This is a genomic window from Coleofasciculus sp. G2-EDA-02 (assembly GCF_040226375.1).
Taxonomy (GTDB): Bacteria; Cyanobacteriota; Cyanobacteriia; order Cyanobacteriales; family Coleofasciculaceae; genus Coleofasciculus.
Window position 1 is genome coordinate 1 of record NZ_JAVKEW010000003.1, and the last position, 22,331, is coordinate 22,331.

18 protein-coding genes and 1 pseudogene are annotated in these 22,331 nt (G+C 45.5%); 7 read left to right on the top strand and 12 right to left on the bottom strand.

The genetic code is table 11. From position 1 onward, the window contains the following. Window positions 1-84: 84 nt before the first annotated feature. Window positions 85-558 carry an RNA-guided endonuclease InsQ/TnpB family protein gene (locus tag RLO19_RS00190; RefSeq protein WP_446352790.1) on the top strand — a complete coding sequence of 158 codons (474 nt, stop codon included), beginning with the start codon at window positions 85-87 and terminating at the stop codon, window positions 556-558. Here RLO19_RS00190 and RLO19_RS00195 read toward each other — a convergent pair. Beyond that, window positions 476-1,615: a DegT/DnrJ/EryC1/StrS family aminotransferase gene (locus tag RLO19_RS00195; protein ID WP_446352764.1), complete on the bottom strand. Its 1,140-nt coding sequence runs from the start codon at window positions 1,613-1,615 to the stop codon at window positions 476-478. The two genes, RLO19_RS00190 and RLO19_RS00195, sit on opposite strands and share 83 nt — an antisense overlap. Before the next feature lie 753 nt (window positions 1,616-2,368). On the opposite strand from RLO19_RS00195, the gene RLO19_RS00200 reads away from it, so the two are divergent. Beyond that, complete coding sequence (locus RLO19_RS00200; protein ID WP_446352766.1) at window positions 2,369-2,578, top strand: hypothetical protein; 210 nt, start codon at window positions 2,369-2,371, stop codon at window positions 2,576-2,578. A 50-nt stretch (window positions 2,579-2,628) separates the two neighbouring features. Then, a complete protein-coding gene (gene glyS, locus RLO19_RS00205; protein ID WP_446352768.1) occupies window positions 2,629-4,773 on the top strand; it encodes a glycine--tRNA ligase subunit beta in 2,145 nt (714 codons plus the stop codon). Between the two features lie 45 nt (window positions 4,774-4,818). Here glyS and RLO19_RS00210 read toward each other — a convergent pair whose 3' ends face one another. Then, window positions 4,819-6,951 (bottom strand): DUF4114 domain-containing protein, encoded by a 2,133-nt coding sequence (locus RLO19_RS00210; RefSeq protein ID WP_446352769.1) that lies wholly within the window; start codon window positions 6,949-6,951, stop codon window positions 4,819-4,821. A 445-nt stretch (window positions 6,952-7,396) separates the two neighbouring features. After that, window positions 7,397-7,753 carry a hypothetical protein gene (locus tag RLO19_RS00215; RefSeq protein WP_446352771.1) on the bottom strand — a complete coding sequence of 119 codons (357 nt, stop codon included), beginning with the start codon at window positions 7,751-7,753 and terminating at the stop codon, window positions 7,397-7,399. Window positions 7,754-7,859: 106 nt separating this feature from the next. On the opposite strand from RLO19_RS00215, the gene murD reads away from it, so the two are divergent. Then, complete coding sequence (gene murD / locus RLO19_RS00220; protein WP_446352773.1) at window positions 7,860-9,257, top strand: UDP-N-acetylmuramoyl-L-alanine--D-glutamate ligase; 1,398 nt, start codon at window positions 7,860-7,862, stop codon at window positions 9,255-9,257. 207 nt (window positions 9,258-9,464) lie between these two features. On the opposite strand, the gene RLO19_RS00225 is transcribed toward murD, so the two are convergent. The 9 genes from RLO19_RS00225 to pgl all read right to left on the bottom strand — a co-directional run bounded on the left by RLO19_RS00225 (window position 9,465) and on the right by pgl (window position 19,725). Then, entirely contained in the window at window positions 9,465-9,842 is a 378-nt protein-coding gene (locus tag RLO19_RS00225) for a Crp/Fnr family transcriptional regulator (RefSeq protein WP_446352775.1), read from the bottom strand. Window positions 9,843-10,035: 193 nt separating this feature from the next. Continuing rightward, window positions 10,036-10,179 (bottom strand): hypothetical protein, encoded by a 144-nt coding sequence (locus RLO19_RS00230; RefSeq protein WP_446352776.1) that lies wholly within the window; start codon window positions 10,177-10,179, stop codon window positions 10,036-10,038. Window positions 10,180-10,193: 14 nt separating this feature from the next. Continuing rightward, window positions 10,194-12,272, bottom strand: a complete 2,079-nt coding sequence (locus tag RLO19_RS00235; RefSeq protein WP_446352778.1) for a dynamin family protein — start codon at window positions 12,270-12,272, stop codon at window positions 10,194-10,196. An 84-nt stretch (window positions 12,273-12,356) separates the two neighbouring features. After that, a complete protein-coding gene (locus RLO19_RS00240) occupies window positions 12,357-14,414 on the bottom strand; it encodes a dynamin family protein (RefSeq protein WP_446352780.1) in 2,058 nt (685 codons plus the stop codon). A gap of 158 nt (window positions 14,415-14,572) precedes the next feature. Next, complete coding sequence (locus tag RLO19_RS00245; RefSeq protein ID WP_446352782.1) at window positions 14,573-16,642, bottom strand: dynamin family protein; 2,070 nt, start codon at window positions 16,640-16,642, stop codon at window positions 14,573-14,575. 195 nt (window positions 16,643-16,837) lie between these two features. Then, window positions 16,838-17,161 (bottom strand): hypothetical protein, encoded by a 324-nt coding sequence (locus tag RLO19_RS00250; protein ID WP_446336616.1) that lies wholly within the window; start codon window positions 17,159-17,161, stop codon window positions 16,838-16,840. A 209-nt stretch (window positions 17,162-17,370) separates the two neighbouring features. Continuing rightward, window positions 17,371-17,793, bottom strand: a complete 423-nt coding sequence (locus RLO19_RS00255) for an FHA domain-containing protein (RefSeq protein ID WP_446336623.1) — start codon at window positions 17,791-17,793, stop codon at window positions 17,371-17,373. Window positions 17,794-18,035: 242 nt separating this feature from the next. Beyond that, window positions 18,036-18,812, bottom strand: coding sequence for an FHA domain-containing protein (locus RLO19_RS00260; RefSeq protein ID WP_446352784.1), 777 nt, complete (start codon window positions 18,810-18,812; stop codon window positions 18,036-18,038). 181 nt (window positions 18,813-18,993) lie between these two features. Next, the gene (pgl, locus tag RLO19_RS00265; protein WP_446352786.1) at window positions 18,994-19,725 is read right to left on the bottom strand and encodes a 6-phosphogluconolactonase; all 732 of its coding nucleotides are present in this window, start codon (window positions 19,723-19,725) and stop codon (window positions 18,994-18,996) included. A 42-nt stretch (window positions 19,726-19,767) separates the two neighbouring features. Between pgl and RLO19_RS00270 the strand changes: the two are divergent. The 3 genes and pseudogenes from RLO19_RS00270 to RLO19_RS00280 form a co-directional block, all read left to right on the top strand. Next, window positions 19,768-19,887, top strand: a pseudogene (locus RLO19_RS00270) (zinc ribbon domain-containing protein); the annotation flags it as partial. Window positions 19,888-20,067: 180 nt separating this feature from the next. After that, entirely contained in the window at window positions 20,068-20,811 is a 744-nt protein-coding gene (gene hpsJ-B, locus RLO19_RS00275) for a hormogonium polysaccharide biosynthesis protein HpsJ (RefSeq protein WP_446352788.1), read from the top strand. Between the two features lie 283 nt (window positions 20,812-21,094). Then, a complete protein-coding gene (locus RLO19_RS00280; protein ID WP_446352789.1) occupies window positions 21,095-21,916 on the top strand; it encodes a glycosyltransferase family 2 protein in 822 nt (273 codons plus the stop codon). The last annotated feature ends 415 nt before the right edge of the window (window positions 21,917-22,331 follow it).

Here is a 22,331-nt window from a genome sequence, read left to right on the forward strand (position 1 = left end):
CGTCACGTTTGCAAGTCTAACGACTTAGTGGCCTATGTAGACGCGCCAGCGGCTTGCCGAAGGCTAGACTTAAGGGTCGCCAATATGCTCAAAAATCACTGTTTAGCTAAGTCAATTGCTGATGCTAGCTGGTATCAGTTCAGGCAATGGTTAGAGCATTTCGCCGCCAAGTTTGGAAGATTAGCTATTGCTGTTTCACCCCAGTACACATCTGTTGAATGCAGTCAGTGCAAGGTGATTGTGAAAAAGTCCCTTAGCACAAGAACTCACGTTTGTAAGTGTGGATTAATTCTGCAAAGGGATTGGAACGCGGCGATAAACATTTTGCTCAAAGCAAAATCTAGGGGAGGGCATCCCCAAAGTAAAGCTGTAGGAGTTGGAGCCTCTACGCAACAGGAGCGCAAGCCTAGTAGAGCAAGTTCTGACGTTGAATACAGAATCCCACGCGCTCTATCGCCGTGGGAGTGTCAACCGGTTAATAAACTACACTACTCAAGCAATCTTTTAAACCATAGACAACCTGTTGCTGTTCCTCAAAGGACAATTCTGGAAATATAGGTAGAGACAAAACTTGGTGACACACTTGCTCAACAACTGGAAAATCACCCACTTGATACCCTAAGCTCTGATAAACCGACTGCAAGTGCAACGGTAGGGGGTAATAAACCATCGAAATAATGCCCATCTGTTGCAGATTTTGGCGGACTTGATCTCTATATTCACTGCTGCGGCTGTCTTTGGTCAAGCGAATCGTGTACTGATTCCAGACAGCATAGCTTCCTGGAGTTTCTTGAGGTAAGGCGATTTCTGGAACAGGTTGTAATAACTGATGATACTGATCAGCAATCTGAGAACGAACCTGATTCCACTGATCAAGATACTGTAATTTGATTTGCAAAATGGTCGCTTGTAGGGCATCTAAACGGCTATTAATCCCTGTGGCTTCATGGTGGTAGCGATCGCGCATCCCATGTTCTCGCAGCATTCTTATCGTAGCCGCTAGGGTTGGATCATTGGTAATAACGGCACCTCCATCCCCACAAGCCCCTAAATTCTTGGTGGGAAAGAAGCTAAAACAGCCAATATGCCCAATACTACCCACCTTTTGTCCTGCCCATTCCGCCCCCGTTGCTTGGGCGCAGTCTTCAATTACCGCCAAACCCTGCGTTTGGGCGATGTCCATAATCCCCGTCATATCCACAGGCTGTCCAAACAAATGAACGGGCAGAATCGCTTTGGTTTTCGGGGTAATCGCCGCCGCAATCTGATCAACGTCAATATTAAAGGTGTGGGGATCAATGTCCACAAAAATGGGTATCGCCCCCACCCGGGTAATCACTTCCGCCGTAGCGATAAACGTGAAGGGTGTAGTAATCACCTCATCCCCTGCTCCAATCTGTAATGCTCGCAGTGCCAGATACAAGGCATCTGTGCCAGAGTTACAGGCGACACATTCGCTTGTATTCATATACGCCGCAAATTGTTCTTCAAAGCCTTGAACCGGAACCCCACCAACGTAACGTCCGGAGGTGAGTATCTCCTGAACAGCTGCACTGACTTGTTTTTCAATGCGCTGATACTGTCGTGCCAGATCAATAGGGGGAATGTGATTCACTCGCTTACACCTAGACGTTTTTATTCAATAAATCAAATTTTTGGGCAAAAGGGAATCCTGCTCATATTTTTTACTATCCTCAATCCATCGATTTGAGGCTGGGGGTGGGCAAAAGTGATAAGCTGTTCGGCATTTAAACCTTAATATCAATAATGGCTCTCATCCTTGTAGTGCGAGCCAGCAAGCTCGCGACTAATACCCAATTTAAAGGCACGACAGCTTAACCCTGGAGACGCTGAGCAACAAAGACGCTGAGCAACAAGCTAAACGAAGCTAGCGTAAGTAACTATCCATGAAAATGCTTCCCCCACCCCCCATCTTCGCTGTTTCCCCCATTGGCTTATATATTTTGTAATTTCCCCCATCCCCCCATGCTTCACAAACTCTTCAAAACATCTTTATCATAGCTATACCTAAAACCGCTCTGGAACAGGCAGACTAAGAAAAGCAGATGCACCCTGCCAGCCACAGCAGACGCACCCTGCTGAACCCTGAGTAAAGCCCACATTATCGCTTAAATTCAAAAATTAAGCGATATGTGGGTCTTGTCTTTATTTCCCACGATCGCAGTTACTCTATCCGGAGGGTTTGGCACTGACTGACCTTATGTTCACGGGATTTGGAGAACCTCTCTCCTGCAAGGAGAGAGGCTTTGAATTCTCCCCCTTGTCTAGTGAAGTGGAGTAAAGCTTCAGGATAAAATAACGGCTATACAAAAACAATAAGGCACCAAATGGTGCGTGGACAGGCAAGATGATACCCGACTTTCCCGAACCTGAACTATTTACTTTAAATTGCCCAACTCAACAAATTCTTGATATCATTGCCGATAAATGGAGCGTGATTAATCAGCTTCTGGTTTCGGGTTTAGCCGTTATCTTACCCTCTAAGTCGTCGGATGTGACAAGTCAGGTCAAAAATAGGGTTAAACTAGGAAAACTGGCAGCCACTATACTCTGCTAGCCGTTCATCCTACTCACAGGCAACCCTTGTCCACGAAGCGCGATCGCATTATGCCCACATTCTTATTGGAAGTCGGTACAGAAGAATTACCCGCAAATTTCGTCGAGAGTGCGATTAAACAATGGCAGTCGCGCCTGTCAAAAAGTCTTGACGAACAACTGCTGACTCCTGAAGCCATCCAGGTGTACGGTACACCCCGTCGTCTAGCCGTACTGATTCAAGGATTACCCAGCCAACAACCCAACCGCGAAGAGGAAGTCAAAGGTCCACCTGTCAAAGCCGCATTTAAAGACGGGAAACCAACTAAAGCCGCCGAAGGGTTTGCTCGTAAGCAGGAAGTTACCCTTGATGATCTAGAAATCCGAGAGACGGATAAAGGGGAATTTGTCTTTGTTGTCAAGAAAATAATCGGTCGTTCGGCGATTGAGATTCTTCCCGAAGTCATCCCCCAATGGATTTTTAGCTTAGAAGGGAAGCGGTTTATGTGCTGGGGGGATGGAGACTTAAAGTTTTCTCGCCCGATTCGCTGGTTGGTGGCGCTGTTGGATGATACGGTGTTGCCGATTGAATTAGTGAATGGTTCAGAAAGGATAAACAGCGATCGCACATCCCGTGGACACCGTATTTTACACCCCAAATCGGTCACAATTTCCCACGCTGAGGATTACGTGAAATCCCTAGAATCAGCCTTTGTGATTGTAGAACGCGATCGGCGCAAACAAATCATCCAAGAACAAGTTCAGGCGGCGGCGCAAAAACTTAAGGGTTATACCATACTGTATGAGGCGTTATGGGATGAAGTCACCGACTTAGTAGAGTATCCCACCGCCATCGTGGGTCAATTTGATCCAGAATACTTAATCCTACCGCCAGAGGTGGTAAAAACGGTAATGGTAACCCATCAGCGCTACTTCCCGGTGTTCAAGGATGAATTGGCGACAGAATTACTCCCCTATTTTATTACCCTTTCAAATGGTGATCCGGCAAAATCAGATAGGATCGCCGCCGGAAATGAACGAGTGATTCGCGCCCGTTTAGCGGATGGAGAGTATTTCTATAAAACTGATTTAGCCTCACCCCTAGAGAGTTATTTACCCAAGTTAGAAACCGTAACCTTTCAAGATGAATTAGGCTCTATGCGTCAGAAAGTAGGGCGCATCGAAAAAATAGCGTCACGGATTGCTGATCAATTGGCGGTGTCACAGACACAATGGGATGATATTATTCGGGCATCTGCGCTTTGTAAAGCCGATCTAGTCACCCAAATGGTCTATGAGTTTCCCGAATTACAGGGCGTAATGGGACAAAAGTATGCTCTAGCGAGTGGTGAATCAGATGCTGTAGCGACGGCGATTTTTGAACATTATTTACCCAGAGGTGCTGGGGACAAGTTACCAGAAACGTTGACAGGTCAAGTAGTAGGATTGGCTGATCGCTTGGATACATTGGTGAGTATCTTTGGATTAGGCATGATTCCCACAGGTTCCTCTGACCCCTTTGCCTTGCGTCGTGCAGCGAATGCGGTGGTTAATATTACCTGGGATGGTAATTTAGCGATTAATTTAGATCAGCTATTGCAGGATATCTCTGCCGATTTTGTCGCCGCCTATCCGGGAAAATCATCACCCGTTGAAGCCTTACAAGAGTTTTTCCGACAACGTATCCGCACCTTGCTGCAAGAAGAACAGACGATTGATTATGACTTGGTGAATGCAGTTTTAGGTGAGAATGATCGTGAGTATACGCAACGGGCATTAAAAGACTTGTTAGATGTTCGCGATCGCGCCTTGTTCCTGCAAAGGATTCGGAATAATGGCAAGCTGGATGAAATCTACGAAACCGTGAATCGTTCGGCGCGGTTATCGATGCAAGGAGACTTAGATTTTCAACAGTTAGATCCCAACGCTGTTGTACGTTCTGATCTATTTGAAAAATCGAGTGAACCGGCTTTTTATGATGCTTTAGTTCAGTTAGTTCCCCGTACCCAAGCTGCACAACAAGAGCGCAATTACCAACAAATTGTTGATGCATTAGCAGATGTTACGCCAATTGTAAGTACATTCTTTGATGATAAGGAAGCCGGAGTAATGGTGATGGACGACAATCCAGAGATTCGGCGTAATCGGCTGAATCTATTGGGGTTACTGCGAAACCACGCCCGGGTACTGGCAGATTTTGGCGCGATCGTCAAGTAGAGACGTAGCATGCTACGTCTCTACAACCCAATCGGGTTAGAAAATTCAGGCAACCGTTAAATCAACCTCGAAGGTGCTATCGTTAAAATCTTGGTCACCGCCACCAAACACATCCTCAAAGCCAAACTTGTTCTCACCGAGTAGACGGACGTGGTCTTTCCCATCAGGATTAGCGCCTAAATAGGCAAAGTAGGCAGTGGGATCGGCATAACCAAGGCGCTGATTTGTCGGATTTGTTGCCAACCATTCTTCTGTTGTGCCATTAGCGATAATGTAAGGCGCTAAAATGGTTCCTGCTTCTAGCTCAACTTGGAGACTTCCTGTATTTCGGTTCATGTCGCCAACAACTTTTTGGGCTAAAGCCGCTTCAGCATAACCTGCCTCATCAGGGCTAATCAGTTGACCCGTTACCGTATCTTGAACATCTCCTTGCTCATTTTCAACGACGTAAAACCCGACTGAATTGTTAAAGCCAGCATTATTCTCAATATTGAAAAAATGGGCTGATACTGGACGGTTTTGATCTTGCAAGTCGATGAGTTCGGGTTCCCCGTCAGTGATTAGGATGGGGTCATTTTTGGCAGGTGTAGTATCCTGATTATTGCCATCAAAACTCAATGGTTCGTCTACCTCAGCCGTTTGATCAGCAACCGCTGCGACTAACTGGAGTTCATTATTGCTCAAACTATTGCCGCCTGCTGTCGGCGCCAGTGTAGCACCCCCTGTCACCTCTGGATTGCCCGGTATCGGGGCGGTTTGTACAGTACCCCCATTATCGATGAAGTTTCCTAATTGAGGGTCAAGGAGCTTGACTTTAGCTGTTATCTTTGTATCGTTAGGATTGGGATCTTCTGACTGAAAGTTACCGCCCCCATCTTTGAAAACTTCAGCTGTGTGGTGGTTAATATTCCAACCATTGCCACCATTGTAGGCAAAATTATCGGCAACCAGGGTATTTTTCAGGGTGGTATTATTTACACCGCCAAAAAATCCTCCCCCCATAAATCCAGCGTAATTATTCGCAACAGTGGTGTTGCTGATTTTCTTAGAGCCGGATGCACTCGGTAGCACTATCGCACCGCCTAACCCTTCTTTCCCATTTGCCGATTCGACTCGGTTACCGTAAAATATGCTGTTGTCAATAGAGACAGGCGCATTCTCTCCGACCCAAGCTCCTCCCCCTTGACCCAAGGCTCGATTGTTGGCAAATGTAGTATTTTTGACAATTAACTGACCCTTGCCATGGCGAAGTCCACCACCAAGGGAATCTCCCTTAGCATCCTTAATCACCTGATTATTGATGATTGTGCTATTTTCAATGATTACTTTGTCACCCTCATAAACATAGAGAAATAGTCCTCCTCCTTGTCCCGCTCCTTTATTCCCATCAAAGCGACTGTTCCGAATTTGTATCGTGCCCTTGGTACTGTTATCATTAGTTGACGAAGCTCCATCCGTATAAATTGCACCACCGTAACCTAAAGGATTGGGTTGTATGGAACCACCCGCTGTTGAGTCATTTTTGATAAAGGTTGAGTCTTCAACGAGTAGACTCCCTAAAACGGTATTAATCGCTCCACCATTAATTCCGGTGTTATTAATAAACTCGCTACCTATTACAGTGGTAGAGCTTTCACTTTTAACCGCGATTGCACCAGCGCCACGGTCACTTTTACCTGATGGTTTATTTCCTGATGAACTATTGCCTTCAAAATTGCTATTGATGATCGTATTTGTACTGCGCCAACCCGCATAAATCGCGCCGCCTCCTACACCATTGGCGTGATTATTTTTAAATTCACTATTTTCTACAGTGAGTGTGGTGTAACTGTCTGTGCGAATTGCAGCTCCCGCACCATCTTCACCCTTCTTATTTGTTTTTCCATTAACTAGAATCAAATTTCTCAGGGTAAACTCGGTGGAATTATAACCGGCGTCTCGTTTGATATCAAAGATTCGGTGAGCATTATTCCCACTGATGGTTAAACCTGATGCCTTAGACCCATCAATAGTTAGGTCTTTATCCACTTCGAGTTGACCACTGGTCAGCTTAATGGTCTTATTTTTCAGACTGGAGTCGAATTTAATTGTATCTCCTGACTGGGCTTGCGCGATCGCATCTCTTAATGAACCTTTGCCGCTGTCTTTACGGTTTTGAACCGTGAATACTTGTGACATTGTTTGCTCTCCAATACTATTTGACTAAAGTGCTAATTTGGAGCATATTATTCTTTGGCGAAATGGTTGGCAATCCCCCTTATTTAGTCATCGTTGAATTTGCTGTATTTTTTCTGACAGCATGGCTTCAACTTAACATCGTGCTGTCTCTTTGAATAGATTTTTATCACGATGTTCTCTACTTTGTACCATTAATAGAGCCTTAATAGCGAATTAGGTAACCAAATCAATAATACTTAATATTTGTTCTTATTTTGTTTGATTGATGAAACAATACTATTTATTTTGTTTTTTTAAAATACAAAAATTAATTTTATCAGACTTAGAAAACTGAAGTATTTTCTCTAAAAAAATAGACTTAAATAGTAAAATAAGTTCCCTAAAAAAATAAAATAATTGTTTTCAGGGAACCTAATTCAATTTATTTCGCGGCTAAATACAACCTTTACAAGTCGTCCAGTTCCAAAAGCCCTCGTAGTTGTTGCTGGAATAATTGCTGTTGTAGCGATGGAGGCTGTTGCAACATTTGTCGAATTTCTTGTTCGGCTTTCTGTTGCAAGTTTTCAGTCTGATCCGATTCTAACTGTAAAAATAAATACAAAAAGGGATGTTCTTGCTGGAGGCGTTGTTGAAATTGTCGTAGTTGCGCCGGATTGGTGAGTTGATCAATACTGTTCCGAAGTTGTTGCTCCGATAAGGGTTGCGCCTTCGTGGGTAGCGTCCAACTCAGTAGGGTTACACTAGTTCCCGATTCAGGAGTACGGATGTCTCTTTCAATCTCGCACTTCAGGCAGAATCCCACAGCTATCTTCTGGTAGAATTATTAGTCTCTGGACTGTAGAGACGTTGCCGGCAACGTCTCTACATGGTAATTAGAATTAAACGAAGGAACCATCATCAGTTTATATATGCCCAACGCTCACGTCATTGGTCTGGGACGCTCCGGAATGGCAGCCGCACGACTCCTGAAACAGGAAGGGTGGACGGTAACAGTCAGTGATAGCAAAACCTCTGAATCTTTGCAACAGCAACAACAAGGGCTGACGGTTCAGGGAATTACGGTTAAACTGGGTTATTCCCTCACCCTTGGCGATGGGGATTTACCTGAACTGATTGTGGTGAGTCCTGGTGTTCCTTGGGATATCCCGGTTTTAATGGAAGCTAGGAATCGCGGGATTGATACCATTGGCGAGATGGAACTGGCTTGGCGTTATCTTAAGTCCTCTCCTTGGGTTGGTATCACAGGGACGAATGGTAAAACTACGACAACGGCTCTGATTGCGGCTATTTTTCAAGGGGCTGGTTTCCATGCACCTGCCTGCGGTAATATCGGCTATGCGGCTTGTGAACTGGCTCTGACGCAGCCCTTAGAGACGCGCCATGGCGCGTCTCTACAGGAGAAACTACCCTCATCCAAAATTGATTGGGTTATTGCAGAAATTAGTAGTTATCAAATTGAGTCGTCACGGGATTTAGCACCAACGATTGGGGTGTGGACAACCTTTACGCCGGATCACTTGAACCGCCATAAAACGCTAGAAAATTACTACAATATTAAAGCCAAACTGCTGTCGCGATCGCACGCTCAAGTCTTTAATGGTGATGACCCGTATTTGCGTCAGTTGGGCACAAACCATTGGTCAAAGGCGTATTGGACGAGTGTCACGGGGCGTGATGGGACGCCTCGTCCCTGGGTGTATATTGAAAATGGTTGGGTGATGGTAGAGTCTGAACCGATTGTCCCCGTGGATTCCTTGCAGATGGTGGGGAATCACAATCAGCAGAATTTACTCATGGCAGTTGCCGTAGCGCGATTGGCAGGAATTGAGAAACAGGCAATTGTTGAGGCAATTACGAATTTTCCCGGTGTTCCTCACCGCCTAGAACATATTATCACCTGGCAAGGGATTGACTTTATTAATGATAGTAAAGCCACAAACTATGATGCGGCGCAAGTGGGATTAGCAGCGGTTGATAGTCCCGCTATTTTAATTGCTGGGGGTGAAGCGAAAGCGGGTGATGATACGCAATGGTTGAACGCCATTCAAGCGAAAGCGGCGGCTGTTTTACTGATTGGTGAGGCGGCGCCTGCCTTTGCCCAACGCTTACAGGAATTGGGGTATTTTCGTTATGAAATAGTGGAAACTATGGCACGAGCGGTTCCTAGAGCAGCGGAATTAGCACAACAGGATAATGCGCCTGTGGTTTTACTTTCACCGGCTTGTGCTAGCTTTGACCAATATCAAAGTTTTGAACATCGGGGGGATGATTTCCGTCAGCAGTGTTGGCAAAATTTTAGTCCTTAGCATGAGTGAGGATTTACAACTAGATTAGGAGATTAGGGCACGGCAATGCCGTGCCCCTACCCCATCAATTATCCCTGATGTAGGGGCACGATACTATCGTGCCCTATTATTTTAACTAATTAATTGGGATTGAAATTTCATTTCGGGAAAGATGCGATCGCACGTTTTGCCAGGGTGATTGAAATTGTTGCAACACAGATGCAGTATTCAAGCCGACATGATATTATGTGCTAATCGGTTGAGGCGTTCCGAATAACTTTTCATCACATTGAGAGCAAAAATTGGTGTTTCCTGAACCGCAAACAGAAAGCGCTGCTGATCCAGAAATGCTAGGGTACAATCTGTTTTCGCGATCGCGCTATAGGTTCTGTCACCTACTCCAATCAATGTTCCGGTACCAAACACCTCACCCTTACCAATGGTTTCTACAATATTACCATTGACCGAGATATTCACTTCTCCTTCCAAAATCCCATACATGTAATTCGCCGGATCACCTTCTTTGAAAATAACCTGATCGGCAGAAAATGTCTTAGGATCAGACTGTTTTTGTAAGATGCTGACTGTGTTTGCGGGTTCTACCATGTTCTGTCTGCCGGAGCATTCTATGTGGGGTCATTATACCGCAAGGAGGTAAAATCCCAGATATAGCCAAAGGCAAAAAACAGAGGGCATGGCGTGTGATTTTGTAGGGGCGGGTTTCATGATTATCATTTCGGTTGCACCCAGATGTGACTAAACCCGCCCTGACACAGGTTTATCGGCGCGGGTTTCACGATTATCGTTTCGGTTGCACCCAGATATCACTAAACCCGCCCTGACGCAGGTTTATCGGGGCGGGTTTAGTTAATTTAACCGTTTGAGCCACAGCGTTATTGGTGAAACCCGCCCCTACACACCGGGTTCCCGCGAAGGTTGTCAAGGGTATTTCAGCCCTCAACTCGCCCCAACCAACAAATTCTGATACGCCGCCTCAATCCGTTCCACTTCCGATGATACCTCTGTCTCTAATGTCTTCAACCGCTTTAATTCTGCCCCATTATTAATCTCATGGGACTCTTTTTGAGCGATTAAATTATCTAACTCTGACTTACGCGCCTTAATATCATCATTCATCCGTTCCGTCACTTCTCGCTCATACACATCAAAGCATTCTTTCACCGCATCGTGAATCGGTTGCCATTGTTCTCGTGCTACCTGGGGTAAATATTTAACTAACTCTTTCTTCGCCGCTTTCACCAACTCCTTCCGCGCTTGATCTGCTTGTACAACCCCAACCCCTAACCCTAATAACGCCAATCCCACAGGTCCCAAAACAACCCCCGAAACCGCTGTAATCATCGCCCCAACACCCATCACCGTAATAAAATTAAGAGCGATATTTTTCCAATCAAAACCCGCCCCCGCCATGGCTACCCCAGCAATATTTCCCCTTGCCAAGGAAAAGAGTCCCGCCGCCCATTTTGCCCAAGCGGGAGAATTGTCTTCTGGGGTTGTACCAATCACTGGAGTTATGCGTTGTCCGGTTAACTTCTCGGTAATTTTCTCCGTCACCTTAGTATAAGATGCGCCATAACTGGCGGCACTTTTCGATAACTGCAAAAACGCGCTATCCATCTCTTTTTCAGCCATTAAACTCCAGGCAGATAATTTATCATTTATATACCGCTCAAATGCCTGTTGCAATCCCGCTTCAAAGGCTTCCCGTCTCCCTCGACTCAAAAAATCCATGAATTGAAAATCCGGCTGATACTGCATGAAATCAGCTTCAAAGCTATTGCCCAAATTTAAAACATAATTGCGGAAAGAATCCGCCACCGCCTTTGCCTTACTATCCCGTACCGATTTGATTTCAGCTTGGAACTGTTGACAGATATCATTAAGCTTCTTAAATTCAGGTTCTACCGAATTAATCCGTTCTTTTAATTCCTTTACATCTTGTTCTAACAAAGGAATTCGCCGTTCAATCGCCTCCCGAACATGACTATACCCTTGACGCGCCAAGGTTCTGGCTTGGCGAAATTCAGCCACGGCTCGTTCGCTGGTCAAAAATGTACTTAATGCGCCCAAAAACTCCGGAAATCCGGTTCCTTCCAGAGACGCTGTTGGCTGCTTCACTCGTAACCGCAGCGCTTTAATCGCGGAAATCTCAAACACTCGTTCATCATAGATATCATACCCATCGACTTGACAGTAATCGGCTAAATTTGCTCGAAACACGCGCCGCAGTCTCTCTTCCGATTCTGCTAATTCTTCGGTATCATCCGGATCAATCAAACTTTCGCGAATCTGATCCCAAGCATTAATTAAAAAGAAAACCGATAATCCCCGATCTTTAATATAATTCTCTAAATAACGGCGTTCGGCTAAAGTACAAGGCTGAGTTGCCCGCAGTACAAATAAAATCGCATGGCAATTATTGATATATCCCAGAGATAACTCGTTTCGGGCTTCGGTATCATTGAGTCCCGGACTATCGACTATTTCTATACCTTTTTCTAGTAAGGCTAATGGATATTCTACGACAGCATAATCAACATTGGGAAACGCCTGTTTTTTCTGTTGTTCCAGTTGCTTGGCTTCAGCGGGATCAATCGTGTAGCGGCGCTTAAAACTTTTAAAGTCAATATCTTCGGGAGGTGTACCATCATTAAAATGAACGGTGACTTTTTTTTCAGCACCGTACCGCAAAACGGTTAATAAGGCTGTACAGGGATTAACATCTGAGGGCAATAGGTTCTCGCCAATTAAGGCATTAAGAAACGTACTTTTGCCCCGTTTCATATCACCCAGAACCAGCAATCTGAATACACCTTGTCGTAAATTTGTACTGGCTCGGCTTAAATCATCAATATCCCGTTCCAACCCCAAACCGCCAGAGGTATCCTTGCCGGCGGCTTCCCCTTTTGTCAGGGTTTGGGCAATTTCACCCAGACTCCTGGCGACTTGCGATCGCACCTTGGCAACGCGCTCTAAATTATTCAGGAAACTGTCTGTTTCTATTTTATAACTCATTGTTGATTTCTCCCTATACCATGCGTTTAGTGATCATAACCGATAAAATAGATAAGTATTGTCTACCTGCTCCTTTGTTTCAGGTTAACCCGGTATTAACCCTGACTCCTCATACATAGATTCAATCTGCCAGTATTGGGCTAAAATATCACTATCTAACTGTCTCAATCGCTTTAACTCCGTTTGGTGATTGATTTCACGACCTTTTTTTTGTTGCAGCAAGTTCTCTAATTGAATTTGGCGGGATTGAATATCATCATTAATGCGTTGAATTACGTCTTGCTCATACCGTTCAAAACAGTCATAAACTGCTTTGCCAATGGGTTCTTGTTGCTCCTGTGCCAATTGGGGGAAATAGTTAACAAACTGCTTTTTCGTCGCTTTAATCACAGCTTGACGCCCTTGTTCAGCTTGCATGGCGCCCACTCCCAAACTCAGCAGCACTAATCCTAGGGGATTCCAAAACCCTAAAGGAGTCAAAACTACCGCTAACCAATTAACCAGAATATTTTGCCAATTAAAACCAACAGCAGCTAAGGCGACACTGGCTATATTTCCTGAAGCTAAGGAGAAAAAACCCATTGCCCATTTTGCCCAAGTGGGTGACTTCTCCCCTGAGTCAACTGGAACTCTCGACGGTAGGGTTTGCCCAATTAATTTATTGCTCATAGAATCAACAACCTGATTATAGGTTGCACCATAATTAGCCGCACTTTGGGCAAGTTGGGAAAAGGCTTCTTTCAAAGCATCCTCTGCTGTGCGTTCCCACGCGGCTAATTTATCCTGAAGATATTGCTCCAAGGCTTGCTTCAGTGCCGCATTAAACGCCTCCCGTTTCTGCTGTTGTAAGAATTCCAAAAGGTCAATTGTCGGCTGATAGGGAAAAAAATCAGATTCAAACGTCGTTTCTAAGTTCAGCACATACGTCTGAAATGAATTAACTATTTCCTTGACGTTTGTATCCCGTAGGGTACGAATTTCCTCACGGAATTGATCGCGAATTTGGGTGAGTTGTTCAAACTCAGGATCAACCCCTTGAATCCGTTGTTTCAATCCCTCAATATCTTGATCCAGTAAGGGAATTCGCTGTTCAATAGCTGCGTGAGTGCGGCTATAAACTTGACGCACCAGAGTTCTGACTTGCCGTAATTGTGCCACAGCCCGTTCTTGAGTTAAAAAGGTATTTAATGCCCTTAAAAATGGGGGAAATCCTGTGCTTTCTAGAGAATCCTGGGGTTTTTTTAACCGCCGCCGCAAGGCTTCGAGGGAAGATATCTCAAATACTCGTTGATCATAGTAATCCTGTCCATCGTTTTTACAGTAGTCAGCTAAATAGGTTTTAAATACAGTACGTAACCGATTTTGAACCTGCTCAAGTTCGTCTAGATGATCTGGATTAATCAATCCTTTGCCGATTTCATCCCAAGCGTTAATCAGAAAAAAAACAGTTAATCCCCGCCCTTTGATATAATTTTCTAAATAGCGGCGTTCCTCCAGCGTGCAAGGCTGCATTGCCCTGAATACAAACATGATCGCGTGGCAATTGTGGATATAGTTAAGGGATAATTCATTCCGGGCTTCGGTATCGTTCAGCCCCGGGCTATCCACTATTTCGATTCCCTTTGCTAAGAGGGGTAAGGGATATTCGACAACGGCATGAGATACATCAGGAAATGCTAAACTATTCTCGGCTTCTCGGCGTTTTGCTTCGCTGGGTTTGATTGTATAGGTTTGCTTAAAACGGGCAAAATCGATAGATTCAGAGGAGTTATTTCCTTTAAAATAGACTGTGACTTTTTTTTGAGTTCCGTAGCGTAAAACTGTGAGCAGGGCTGTACAAGGATTGACATCGGCTGGTAATAAATTCTCGCCAATTAAGGCATTGAGTAACGTACTTTTTCCCCGTTTTAAGTCTCCTAAGACCAATACTCTAAATACAGTTTGCTGTAAAGTTTGGCTAGCTCGGCTTAAATCCTCAATATCCCGTTCCAACCCCAAACCCCCAGAAGTATCCTTTACCGAGGCTTCCCATTGTGCCAAGGTTTGGGCGATTTCACCCAGACTTTTGGCGACTTGCGATCGCACTCTGGCAACTTGCTCTAAGTTATTCAGGAAACTGTCTGTTTCTATTGTATAACTCATGGTTTATTGATTCCTTAAGCATTAGTTGATACCAAGCGCGATCGCGAGAATGGCGGGTTGAGTCAAGTTATCAGTTTTGGGCAAAACTTTATCCGTAAAATTGACCCCAACCACCGATAAAATAGGTGGGCAATGCCCACCCTACAATGTGTTTAAGTTTAACCCGGTACTAACAATAACTCCTCATACACCGATTCAATCTGCTGACATTCAGTTAATACATCAGCATCTAAACTTCTCAACCGATTTAACTCAGTTTGTCGATTAATCTCACGAGATTCTTTTTGCTTGAGCAAGTTATCTAACTCAGCTTGGCGAGATTTAATATCATCATTCAGGCGTTGAATTACTTCCCGTTCATAACTATCAAAACAATCTTTAACCGCTTGACGAATGGGTTCTTGTTGTTCCTGGGCGAGTTGTGGTAAATATTTAACAAACTCCTTTTTTGTCGCTTTCATCACTTCTTGGCGGGCTTGTTCAGCTTGCAGTGCGCCCACGCCCAACCCCATTAAAGCCAATCCGATGGGATTCCAAAACGTTAATCCAGTAAAAATCAATAAAAAGCTGCTAATCCCAATTACCGCTAACCAATTAACCAGGATATTTTGCCAATTAAACCCAGCGGCGGCTAAGGCGACACCCGCCAAATTTCCTGATGCTAAAGAGAAAAAACCCATCGCCCATTTTGTCCAGCTAGGTGACTCCTCTCCTGAGTCAACCCGCACTCCCGGCGGTATCCTTTGCCCAATTAATTTCTCAGTCATAGAATCAACAATCTGATTATAGGTGGCGCCATAGTTAGCCGCACTTTGGGCAAGTTGGGAGAACGCCTCTTTTAAATAATCCTCCGCCGTGCGTTCCCACTCCGCTAATTTATCCTGAATATACTGCTCAAAAGCTTGCTTTAATGCAGCATTAAACGCCTCCCGTCTCTGCTGTTGCAAGAACTCCAGAAAGTCAATCGTCGGCTGATAGCGCAAGAAATCCGATTCAAATGTCTTTTCTAAGTTCAGTACATACGTGCGAAATGAATCCGCCACCCCTTTTCCTTTTGTATCCCGCATGGTACGAATTTCATCCTGAAATTGATCTCGGATTTGGGTGAGTTGCTCAAACTCCGGTTCAACTCCCTGAATCCGTTGTTTCAATTCCTGAATATCTTGGTCGAGTAAAGGAATCCGCCGTTCAATGGCTTCGTGAGTGCGGCTATAAACTTGACGCGCCAGAGTTCTAGCTTGGCGTAATTGTGCCACAGCGCGTTCTTGGGTCAAAAAGGTATTTAGCGCCCCTAAAAACGCCGGAAATCCTGTTCCTTCCAGTGAATCCTCTTTTGTTTTCACCCGCCGCCGCAATGCTTCGAGGGAGGAAATCTCAAACACTCGTTCATCATAGTAATCGTGTCCCTCTTTTTGACAGTAGTCAGCCAGATAGGTTTGGAATACGGTGCGTAACCGATTTTGGGCGACTTCAAGTTCATCGGTATCATCGGGATCAATGAGTCCTTTGCTGATTTCATCCCAAGCGTTAATCAGAAAGAAAACCGTTAATCCGCGCCCTTTAATATAATTTTCTAAATAGCGGCGTTCTTCCAGGGTACAAGGCTGCATTGCCCTGAATACAAACAAGATAGCGTGGCAGTTATTGATATAGTTTAGTGATAATTCATTCCGGGCTTCGGTATCATTTAACCCAGGACTATCAACAATTTCGATACCTTTTTCTAAGAGGGGTAAGGGATATTCGACAACAGCATAATCAACCTCTGGAAATGCCGAGGTTTTCTCGACTTCGAGGCGTTTGGCTTCGGCGGGATCGATGGTATAGTTTTGCTTGAAACTGGCAAAATCTAGAGATTCTGGTGGTTTATCTCCTTTAAAATAAACCGTAACTTTTTTTTGAGTTCCGTAGCGCAAAACCGTCAGCAGGGCTGTACAAGGATTCACATCGGCTGGTAATAGGTTTTCACCAATTAAGGCATTGAGAAACGTACTTTTACCCCGCTTCAAGTCTCCTAATACCAGCAGCCGAAATAAGCCCTTCTGCAAATTATCGCTGGCAATCCGGATATCTTCACTTTCCCGTTCTAGACCCAATTTTCCGGAGGCTTCCTCAGCATCCAATTCCGCTTTTTCCAGCCGTTTGGCAATTTGACTCAGATGCATCGCCGCTTGATGACGCACTCTCACCACGCGCTCCAAATCCCTGAGTAAGCTGGTATTATCCACGGTATAGCTCCTAGTTTTTTGTAATTAACGCTTTGGGGAGATGAAGGCAGGTTTGACCGCTTCACTTCGCGCATAGGGCATGGCGCGTGATTCTACAGAGGTGCCATGGCGCGTCCGTTGGGGCTCTTTTGACTATTATCGTTTCTGACCTCACCAGGGATGGGACTAATGACCAATGACCAATGACCAATGACATTAAGACTTCTTGCGATCGCCTTCGAGGAAAAGCTTATAGCCAATAAAGCCAATAACGCCGACAATCATGATCGTCGCGATCGCAGCACTAACCCGCACAATCAGAACAGTCGCCACGACAAAGACTAAGAACTTACCGAACATCACCAGCTTCCTCCCCCACCGTTGCAGCTTTCCTTCCGGTTGCTCATGCTTAACGGTTTGGTAGAGAGGAGGTGGATTAATTTCCGCTTCCAGTTCGCGCAGCCGGAGTTCTCGCTCGCGTTGGATCAGGTCGTGTTCCCGGCGCTGAAGCTCCCGGTCTTCATTATTGGGAGAAGTCATCTCAGTTCATCCTAGTCGGAGAATTAATTATGATAAGTTATGGAAAGGTTAAAGAAACTTGGCACTTTAGTGAGTCGTTTTCACCATAAATTTTCTCTTACTTTAACCTTAGAGCCTCAGCATCTGCTAGATCCCGTTAAAAAACTTTAGGGCAAACCCCCTCAGATCCCAGACGTAGCATGCTACGTCTCTACACCGCTCCCCCTGCATTATTCGTGTTGGGTTGGCTGATGTTGAGCATCAACCAGAGTTTCTTTAGATTGATCGAGTAAACCCTTACCAGAAGACGTGCGCTTTTTGGCATTAGTTGACGAGTCTACATGAGTGATGTCGTCATGCAGATGAATCTGAATTTTTGGCCCGGAACTCGCCAGACGAATAATCATCCCATCCACAACCGACATTTGGGTAAAGCGTTTCCCATCGATATAGGTTCCGTTAGCACCTAAGCTGATAATTCGCCAAATTGAACCATTTCGTCGCAGTTCAACATGGTGACGTGAAACGACGGCGCTGTATAAAATGACATCATTATCCGTAGACCGCCCAATCCGAATCACTGATTCCGACTTAAACGGCCAACTTTGAACAGGTACAGACTGGAGAGGATGCAGCAGGGTCAGAGTAATCACCGGTGTTACATCATTCAAAAACGTGGGTCCTTACAACTGAATACTTCTAGAGCTTTCCATAAATCTAGGAACTGGATTTGGGCAAGAGCTATTCTCTGCTGAGAAAGTTTTTACTCTTGGTTACAGGATAAAGGAATGCTCGGCAAGTAGTTTACCAACAAAGACTGCCATAATCACACCTTTTAATTTCAGGCTACCACTGGTTGACATCCTCCCTCAGCTTCAGCGAATAGGCAAGGGACTTAGGACAATTGGAACAAAAACGTGACCAGATCGCCTTTGCCTAGGCTAATGCGATCGCCTGTGCGTAAGCGATGACGATCGCCACTCGGTAAAGGGGTATGGTTAACATAAGTCCCATTAGCGCTGCCCACATCTTCAAGATAATAGGTATCTCCCTCGACACGAATATCCGCATGAACTCTGCTTACAATCTCAGAATTAGGAAAACCCGACACATCAACGTCAGGGGGAATCTGATCGTTAGGTTTACCGATATGAATCACCCGGATATGGGAGGGTAATTCAATCTTGCTCTGGGTTTGTAGGTGCAGCAGATAAACCGACTGCACCTGTAATTGGGTTTTAGCACTACCCGGAGTTGGAGTCGCTACAGGGGGCGGGGGTGGGGCTGTTTGCTCCTCAGGTAGGGTTGTCTTTTCTTCTGTTGTCGTCCCAGGTTGACTAACCAGGGTAGCTGGTAGCTCAATACCGGGATCAGGTGGCGGGTCAGGCGTGAGGGATTGGGAACTCATTGAGAGAGGTTCAGGTTCAATTAGAGGGTCAGGGGGGTCTAAATCGGGTACATCGGGAGCCGACATCGGAGCTGATGTTGCGGGGCTTGCCGTTGAGCCACTGGCTTTTAGGTTAAACCCACATTGACCGCAGAAGCTAGCGTCTGTTTGAACTGTTGTACCACAGTTGGGACAACTCATAGTTGCGGGTAAGGGAGTATAGCAGGCTTCGCATTGAGTCGCACCGTCTGGATTTTGGTGATTGCAGTTAGGGCAAACAATCATAAGCCATTCAAAATTTACGCATTCAAAATTACCAACAAAAGCGGTTTAATAAGCAGACGTGCCATGGCGCGTCTCTACGTTGAGGGCAAAACCGCTGAAAACCTCCGGGTAAGCATGAGCCTTACTCCTTCATCAAAGCACAGTTAACCGTTCTACTTTAATAACTTGTTACATCAGCTCGCTAGCTCTGTCTGCGTTTCACCCCTTGACCCGCAAGCTCATCTAAAAGCCACCACAATTCACCTTGAGGCTGAATGAACCGCGCCGGATAGGTCAAGGGGTCAGCCTGATCAGCAAAGATTTGAGCCAGCGCGGGCTGCTTTCCCGCCCCCGCCACGAGAAACATTACACAATGGGCTTGGTTAATCAAGGGTACAGTAAAAGTAATCCGAGGTTGACCATCTTTATTGCCCACAGTAACCCGGCGATCGCAAACCTGTAGGGCTTGGGTATGAGGAAACAGGGACGCCGTATGGGCGTCGTCACCAATGCCCAATAAAATCACATCAAATTCGGGAAACTCACCTGCTGCTAAGCCAAAGAACTCCCCCAATTGAGCATCGTGCTTGGAGGCGTCTGCTTCGGGAGACTCACCATCTGTGGGTATGGGGTGAATATTCGTGGGTAAGATATCGACGTGATCCAACCAAGCCTGACGTGCCATCTTTTGATTGCTATCCGGGTGATCTGCCGGAACATAGCGTTCATCGCCCCAAAAGATATGCAGTTTATCCCAGGGTAGATTCTGAGTGGCTAGGGCTTCATAGAGCGGCTTGGGTGTACCTCCCCCCGCTAAAGCCAGGGTACAGCGACCTGAGCGTTGGATTGCCTCTTGTATCTTGGTCAGGACAACATCACGCGATCGCTCAATCAGCGCCGCCTTATCGGGCAAAACTTCCACAATTTTTGTCACGAATCTGTGATCCTCCTCAAAACGTTACTGCGATACCCATGCCAGTTTAGAACTATCCTCAAATATGTAGGAAAACAACGAGGTGTCTACAGTGGTGAAGTAGATCACAGGGGAACCGCTCAAACTTGTCCCAACTGTCGCGTCGAGTTAAAAAAGGAACTCGATTTGCCCTAGGAGGATTTCACTATGAGCAAGTCCCTCTACCTAAGTGAACCCTAATTTTTCCATACTGTATCGGGTACACTCTCTTCTAGGGTAAGCAAAAAAGTACATGGAAACCAGCTTGCCCAGTAAAGTAGAAAGTGAACCATAACAGTCGTCTGAGGCATGAAAAGTAGTACGATGTATTCTTCGTTCGCGGGTTTGGCACTTAAGATAGTCGGGCTGATCATGATCCTATCGTCCCTGTTGGATTATCTGGTGCTGATTATTCCCTCTCCTGGGGTTAGCCCCCTTGAGAGTTCATGGCAGCTTAATTTAACCACCCAACTGGTTGATCGGGGTGTTATCCCGATGGTGGGAATTGCTTTTTTGGTGGCGGGATATTGGATCAGCAATAACAGTGGTGGCTCATTACCTGAGCGAAAATCGTCAATAAGCGACTTGAGATTCTGGGCATTTTTACTCTCCAGCCTATTGGGATTACTCTTTCTGTTGCTTGTCCCCTTGCACTTTAACAATGTCCGCATCCAAAGCAATCAAGCGCTCGAACAGATTGGTGAGCAAGCCCAGCAAGCTGAAACCCAACTGGAAACTCAAGTTGATCAAATTGGCGCTCTGCTTCAAGATCCACAACAGCTCGAACGACTAGACCAAGCTATTGAAAGCGGTCAAGCCCAAGGAGAGCAACTCGCGCGACTCCAGGCTCTGCGAGAACAATTGATAGCTCTTAGACAAGATCCCGACGCGATCGCTCAAAGAACTGAGCAAGCTCAGACTCAAATCCGGGGTCGTAAACAAGAACTTGAGCAACGCGCCCGAGTTGAGGCTTTGAAAACAGGTATCCGCATCGGTTTAAGCAGCTTACTCCTAGCCATTGGCTACAGCATTATTGGCTGGATGGGATTGCGTAACTTGGGCAGTTAATCTGTAATTCATTGCTATGGGAGCAAAAGGTGGAACGGTTTGATAACAGTCTCCAAATTGTCAGTTTATACAGATTTGCGATTCAATAGAAGATACAGAGAAACACCCTAATCACCCCTTCGGAAATAACGAATAACCTCTATTCGACCCAATTGCCAACTGCTGCAGGTAATCCCCAGTTCGGCTTGTCTGTGCCATCGGTGACGACTGGCATTAAAGCGGATTGGGGTTCTCAATTTGAGAGAAGCTTTTTAGTGGGACTCATGTTTTTACAACCTTTGACATGTTCTCGATTTATATCCTGACCTACAACGAACAACGAGATATTGAAGAGTGCATTAACTCAGCGCTGCTGTGTGATGACATAATTGTGGTGGATTCGTGTAGTAGCGATCGCACCATAGAACTTGCCCAACGCTATCCCGTGCGAGTTGTACCTCATGCTTTTGAAAGTCACGGGCGTCAGCGCACTTGGATGCTGGAACACATCCCTACCAAGTACGAATGGGCTTACATCCTAGAAGCGGATGAACGGATGACCCCAGCCCTATTTGCTGAATGCCTAGAAGCCATAAAGAACAACGATTACGTGGGATATTATGTTGCCGAACGAGTCATGTTCATGAATCAATGGATTCGTCACTGTACTCAGTATCCCCGTTACCAACTCCGTTTACTGCGAAAAGGTCACGTCTGGTTTACCGATTATGGTCATAGCGAACGGGAAGTCTGTAATGGAGCGACAGGATTCTTGAAACAAACCTACCCGCACTATACCTGTAGTAAGGGATTTACTCGCTGGATTGAAAAACACAACCGCTATTCCACCGATGAAGCCCGGGAAACCTTAAGCCAGCTTGAACAAGGCACTGTCAACTGGGGGGCTTTATTGCTGGGGCGATCAGAAGTGGAACGGCGTCATGCCCTCAAAGATCTGTCTCTACGGTTGCCCTTTCGTCCATTGTTACGCTTTTTCTATATGTACCTTTTCCTGGGAGGCTTTCTGGATGGACGCGCTGGCTTTACCTGGTGTACCTTACAGGCATTTTACGAATATCTAATTACCCTCAAGGTTTGGGAACTCAAGCAGCAACAACTGCCCTAACTTGATACCATCGACTCCCAACTCTCTTTCTGAAGACCGACGGCTAGAGATGGATTAATACATTCTGTATTGATACACCTTAAACCAGCACTTAAGTCTTTCTCTGATAAAATGTAAGGTGTGATACAAGTTTTTTAACAAAGTTAAACCGTTCCGAAAAACCTATGCAGATCTAGTCAGAGCTAGGCATATCTGTACACAGTCGGAACGTGCAGACTAAGACTCATCGCAGTCTACGTTAGACAGGTCACGACACCTTGATATGAACGCCAGCATCATGCTCTGTCGAATTCAGTTAAGCAATCAGTGAACAGGTTTATAGCTGTAGTGCTGAATTCGTCAAAAGCCCGTCTAACATTGTCGAGGCAAACTTTACTTAACAATAAGGTTGACAGAAGATGTCAAATTACGCTTT

What these genes read in the sequence shown, in the direction of transcription:
- RLO19_RS00250 (WP_446336616.1), bottom strand. Translation starts at nt 17,161, where the DNA reads ATGACTTCTCCCAATAATGAAGACCGGGAGCTTCAGCGCCGGGAACAC.
- RLO19_RS00200 (WP_446352766.1), top strand. Translation starts at nt 2,369, where the DNA reads ATGATACCCGACTTTCCCGAACCTGAACTATTTACTTTAAATTGCCCA.
- RLO19_RS00260 (WP_446352784.1), bottom strand. Translation starts at nt 18,812, where the DNA reads ATGATTGTTTGCCCTAACTGCAATCACCAAAATCCAGACGGTGCGACT.
- RLO19_RS00240 (WP_446352780.1), bottom strand. Translation starts at nt 14,414, where the DNA reads ATGAGTTATACAATAGAAACAGACAGTTTCCTGAATAACTTAGAGCAA.
- RLO19_RS00210 (WP_446352769.1), bottom strand. Translation starts at nt 6,951, where the DNA reads ATGTCACAAGTATTCACGGTTCAAAACCGTAAAGACAGCGGCAAAGGT.
- RLO19_RS00190 (WP_446352790.1), top strand. Translation starts at nt 85, where the DNA reads ATGCTCAAAAATCACTGTTTAGCTAAGTCAATTGCTGATGCTAGCTGG.
- RLO19_RS00235 (WP_446352778.1), bottom strand. Translation starts at nt 12,272, where the DNA reads ATGAGTTATAAAATAGAAACAGACAGTTTCCTGAATAATTTAGAGCGC.
- RLO19_RS00280 (WP_446352789.1), top strand. Translation starts at nt 21,095, where the DNA reads ATGTTCTCGATTTATATCCTGACCTACAACGAACAACGAGATATTGAA.
- murD (WP_446352773.1), top strand. Translation starts at nt 7,860, where the DNA reads ATGCCCAACGCTCACGTCATTGGTCTGGGACGCTCCGGAATGGCAGCC.
- RLO19_RS00225 (WP_446352775.1), bottom strand. Translation starts at nt 9,842, where the DNA reads ATGGTAGAACCCGCAAACACAGTCAGCATCTTACAAAAACAGTCTGAT.
- glyS (WP_446352768.1), top strand. Translation starts at nt 2,629, where the DNA reads ATGCCCACATTCTTATTGGAAGTCGGTACAGAAGAATTACCCGCAAAT.
- hpsJ-B (WP_446352788.1), top strand. Translation starts at nt 20,068, where the DNA reads ATGTATTCTTCGTTCGCGGGTTTGGCACTTAAGATAGTCGGGCTGATC.